Raw genomic sequence first — 5,527 nt, 5'->3', positions numbered from 1 at the left:
CATGACCACACACTGAATTTATAGTTCAGTACTTTTTTCTTGTAATCAAAATGAGATTAGAGTATACTTATTAATGTAAATTGTACTACACATTAATTATCTGAGAGGTAAGAATTTACATGAAATAAGTATAAGTTTTGAGCAGAGGTGAGAAATATAAAGACTTGTCATAAATGCCAAGAATTAAATGGCGATAAAAGAGAGACTTGTTGGAAATGTAATGCAAAGTTAAGTTATGACCAAGTATCCAGCATCACAGATAAAAAAGTTTGTACTAAATGTGGTTCTATATATTCTCGAAAAAAAGAAAGATGTGATGATTGTGGTATAAAGTTGTCTGGATATTATGGCCAATCTATTAAAAGCGGCAAAGAACCTAATGGTAACTTGATATATGTTTTAGCAATCTTAATACCATTACTTGGCATAACTTTAGGGCTTATTATTATGCCTTTCGCAAAAGATGAACTCACAATTAATTTTGGAAAAATCGCTATAGGTTTTGCATGCGTTTTTTTTGGTGCATTATTTGCACGAAAACCTGAGATACCTTGGTATCTCAAATATGGGTGGAGATTTAAAAATTCTGAACCTAGTGATTTTGTGATTGGACTAAATGTATTTTTTAGTTATATTACTTATGTTGTTGGAATAATAATTATTTTAGTAGGGTTCTTTAGTTAGAAGGTAACTAGCAAATTCAACGCACAGCGAATTAAATTACAAAACAAGAACTACAATAATACTAAAAGCTACTGTGTATAAAGCTAAAGAAATTCTTTTAAATCCTAAAAAAGATTCATAACTATTTGAAATGAAATATATTTATGAGCACTAGGAATCTAAATCCTCATTTCCTTCCCCCTTGATTAATGAACTAAAATTATGTAATAATGTATCTATATAAAATCAATTTAATTTACGAGGTACCTCAATGAAAAAAAAATACATGGATTTAGTGTATACAAAATTAATACAGGAAATGGATTACATGCCCCTCACTAATAATGAGGGTGAAATTATTCAATATGAAAACATTAAAATACTTCAAAAATATACAGGCAAAGAACTGTTGATTGTGGAACTAATTAATGCCAATTCATTAAGTGAACATGATATGAAAAATCGTATCCAATCCTCTCGAAAAAGAATGGATCAAATGAATCAAATAAACTCAATGTATATTTTTGAAATATTTATTTTTGATTCATCCCCTAATCAGTACATAATAGAAGAAATACAGAATGCAAGTAAAGATCTCTCTTATGATGGAAAATTTTTATTTTGTTCTGTTGTTGGTTTAGAAGATAACACAGTTACTGACTATAATGAATTCAAAATGTATAAAAATAATCCAACAAGCATTCTTAAAGATGCATTAAATCAAAACTATAATGAAATAGACAACTCTGTTGACATTAAACAATTAGTAAAAGAAAAACTAGATCAACAAAAAATTAAATTTGTCGCCAAAAAACCATATTTAACATACGGACTTATTGCTGCAAACATTATTATTTTCATTATATTTCACATTGTTTCTTATTTTACTAATATAGATTATGGAAAGTTAATAGTAGAGTATGGGGCTAAGGTAAACTCAGGAATAATTTCAGGTGAATATTGGAGATTTTTTACACCTATATTCATACACTCAGGAATTTCTCATTTACTGGTCAATTGTTATTCACTCTACATTCTAGGTTCACTTATTGAAAGAATATATGGCCATAAAAAGTATGGCTTTATCTATATAATCGCAGGTATTTTTGGTAGCATTATGAGTTTTATGTTTTCTGCCATGCCTTCTGTAGGTGCATCAGGCTCAATATTTGGACTTATTGGTGCAATGCTTTATTTTGGAGTTGAAAACCCTACAGCATTTAAGAAATATTTTAAAAATAGTGTTATTACTATTTTGCTTTTAAACGCATTTTTTATGTTTACAGCTAGCAACATAGACAATTTTGGTCATTTAGGTGGACTTATTGGAGGATTTTTAGCTTCAGGAATAGTCAAACTTAATAAAGTGTCAAAAAAATTTCTTGGAAGACCTACATTTATTGCTGTTACTGTTATTGCACTGGTAGGTGGTTTATATTATGGATTCAATGCAGGAGATAACACGCAAACTGACATATTTAGAAAAGCAATTATGCTGGAATCCCACGTAGAAAATAAAGAATGGGAAGAAGCAAGAGCTCTTGGTAATGAAATTCTTGATATGAATCCCACTGATGAAGAAATTCATTTGATAGTTATTAGGTTAACTGTTCACTCTAATATATCTTTAGGTAGGTACAATGAAGCTATTGAAATAGCGAAATATGCAAAAGAAATAGACTTAGCAAACGGTCATTTTATTCTTGGTTTAGTATATATTAGCTTCGGTCAATATGAACAGGGAATAGAAGAATTTGAAGAAGCAATTAAGATTGATCCTCAATATAAAGAATCAATTGACCCAATTATAGAGTCAATTGATAGTAACGTAAGTTAAATATTATTATATTTTTATCATTTCACACCCCAAAGTTTTTGCAATATTTACCTTGACATTTATCTTATATACTCTTATAGATTTCATATAGAGTAGAGTTACCAATGTTTGAATAAAGCTAAACCAGTTCACTTTTACTCTACAAATTAACAACGTCTCTTTATGTATTTTGCATTCACTTTGAAAAAGCTAGAAACTACAGGACCCAAGGCGCAAAAACCTCCTATTAACACCCAGTCATTACTGGTCAAAGGCACTGTTTTAAATACACCTTGTAAAATTGGCAGATAAACTACACCTGCTATCAAAATCACTGAACATATTACCGATAAAACCAGAGGTATATTATTAAAAAGTGGTACTTCAAATATGTTCTTTCTTTCTGATTTACACTCAAAAACATGTATAAGCTGTGTTATCACCAATGTAACAAATGCCGCTGTCCTCGCAGCGTCAACATTATTTGTAAAATGAAGTATGCTTGCAAATACTGCTAAAGTACTAAGTCCTATTATTACTCCTCTAAACAGTATAAGATTTAGTAAGCCCTTAGAGAAAATACTTTCTTTTGCCCTCCTTGGTCGCCTCATCATTATATCTTTTTCAGCAGGGTCAAGTCCTAATGCTATTGCAGGCAGTCCATCTGTTACTAAGTTTACCCAGAGAATCTGTATAGGAAGCAATGGAAGAGGAAGCCCAGCGAGCATTCCTATAAACATGGTAAGCACTTCTCCTATATTGCAAGATAGCATATATCGAATAAACTTTCTTACATTGTTGTATATTACCCTTCCTTCTTCTACTGCAGATACAATTGTTGCAAAATTATCGTCCATTAAAATCATAGCTGAAGCTTCTTTTGTCACATCTGTTCCTGTTTTGCCCATGGAAATTCCAATATCAGCCTCTTTTATAGCAGGAGCATCATTTACACCATCACCTGTCATGGCAACAATGTGACCTCTTTTTTTCAGTGCTTTTACAATTCTTAGTTTGTGTTTAGGAGATACCCTTGCATATACTGAAACTTCATTCACCAATGATTGGAGCTTTTTGTCATCCATTTCTTCTAATTCTTTTCCTGTAAGCACTCTGTTACCATCTAAAAAAATATTTAATTCTTTGGCTATTGCACAGGCTGTAATTTTATGATCTCCAGTAATCATTACAGGCTTTATTCCAGCTAGCCTGCACTTTTTAACTGCATCAAATGCTTCTTTTCTAGGTGGATCTATCATACCGGTAAGTCCAACAAAAACAAGCTCTGACTCTTCATTTCCAAATCTAGAGCATTTGGTTATCTTTTTATATGCTAATCCTAAAACTCTCAATGCATCTTTTGCCATATCATCATTTGTTTTAAGTATTTTTCTTTTACTTGCTTCATCCAGCTTAACAATTCCTCTTGATGTATATATCTTGCTGCATTTTTCTATAATTACATCTGCTGCACCTTTTGTAAATACAAATCTTTCATCTTTTTTGTTTTTACATATAACAGACATACATTTTTTCTCAGAATCAAAAGGAATCTCATCCAGTCTCCTGTAATCTTTGCTGATTTCTTCCTGTAAAATCCCAGCTTTAGCTCCTGCCACCAAAAGGGCTGCTTCTGTAGGATCTCCACTAAGCTCCCATTTTTCTTTTTTGGTAAACGCCGATTTTATTTTATCTAAAGCTCTTTCTTTGTCTTCTACAATTTTGGACATAGTGGCATTATTACATAATACCCCTATCTCTAGTGCCAGTTTCAGGCTATCTTCTTTGGCTGGATTTATTTCTCTACCTCTTAAAACAAAATCGCCTTTGCTGCTCAATGAGCTTCCTTTTACTTCTACATAATCTTCTGCATATATTTTTCTCACAGTCATTTTATTTTCAGTTAGTGTACCTGTTTTATCAGAACATATAACACTTGCACATCCTAAAGTCTCAACCGCTGGCAGCTTTCTTATAAGAGCCTTTTTTTTAAGCATTCTCTGCACACCCAATGCTAGAGATATTGTAACTATCGCTGGCAGGCTTTCAGGAACCGCTGCTACTGCAAGACTTATCCCTGATAAAAGCATTGTAAAAAGCTCTTCTCCTCTTAACACTCCAGTTAATGATACAATAGCACAAATTAGCAGGCAACCATAAACAATATATTTGCCTAAATGGTCAAGTCTTTTTTGCAATGGGGTTTCTTCTGTCTCAACATCCTGTATCATTCCTGCAATTTTACCCATTTCCGTCATCATACCTGTGCCACATACCACTGCTCTTCCTCTTCCTCTTGTGACAATTGTCCCCATATATATTAAGCGTTTTTCATCATCAGTGTTGTTGGATTTTTTTTCTACAGGTACTGACTCTCCAGTCAATAAAGATTCATCAACAAAAAATCCATTACTCTCTACTAAAACGGCATCTGCTGGAACACGGTCTCCTGTTTCAAGAATTATTAAATCTTCTGGCACAATATCATCTGCAACAATTTCAACTTTACGTCCACTACGTATCACCTTGGCAGTAGGTGCTGCAAGTCCCTTTAATGCTTCCATGGTTTTTTCAGTTCTATACTCCTGTATAAAACCTAACATTGCATTTACAACAACAATTACTATTATTGTAATTGCCTCTGTCATCTCACCCATAAAAATAGAAACTGCTGTTGCTGCAAGAAGTATCAATACCATAAAGTCACTAAATTGTTCTATGAAAATTTTTAAAGCAGAGACTCCTTCTTTTTCATGTAATACATTAGGCCCATATTTTTCATATCTTTTTTGTACTTCTCTTTCACTTAGTCCACACTGAACCCTATTATTATCCTTCTTTAGAGCCAGCCCCGGTATACCCATTAGAATCACTCCTTCTTTTGCTTCTTATAATGTGCTATTGTCCATTATATTTAAAGATATGATTCTAACGAAATTAATAGAACGTGTGGGGTCAGGCTTGAATAATTTACTTATTATTTTTATACCTTTAACTTTTTTGTTTTATTTTTACAAAGTAATAATAGGTAATCTTTTTCATTGATTA

General features: G+C 32.2%; 3 protein-coding genes. 2 read left to right on the top strand and 1 reads right to left on the bottom strand.

Translation table 11 applies throughout. From position 1 onward, the window contains the following. Positions 1 to 147: 147 nt before the first annotated feature. Entirely contained in the window at positions 148 to 684 is a 537-nt protein-coding gene (locus RBH29_RS16960) for a hypothetical protein (RefSeq protein ID WP_306698190.1), read from the top strand. A 250-nt stretch (positions 685 to 934) separates the two neighbouring features. After that, complete coding sequence (locus tag RBH29_RS16955) at positions 935 to 2,500, top strand: rhomboid family protein (RefSeq protein WP_306698189.1); 1,566 nt, start codon at positions 935 to 937, stop codon at positions 2,498 to 2,500. Positions 2,501 to 2,646: 146 nt separating this feature from the next. Here RBH29_RS16955 and RBH29_RS16950 read toward each other — a convergent pair whose 3' ends face one another. Further along, positions 2,647 to 5,343, bottom strand: a complete 2,697-nt coding sequence (locus RBH29_RS16950; RefSeq protein WP_306698188.1) for a cation-translocating P-type ATPase — start codon at positions 5,341 to 5,343, stop codon at positions 2,647 to 2,649. Positions 5,344 to 5,527: the final 184 nt, after the last annotated feature.

The organism is Herbivorax alkaliphila (assembly GCF_030848475.1).
Taxonomy (GTDB): Bacteria; Bacillota; Clostridia; order Acetivibrionales; family Acetivibrionaceae; genus Herbivorax.
The sequence above is the reverse complement of the archived record's forward strand: the minus strand, read 5'-3'. Positions and strand labels throughout refer to the sequence as shown.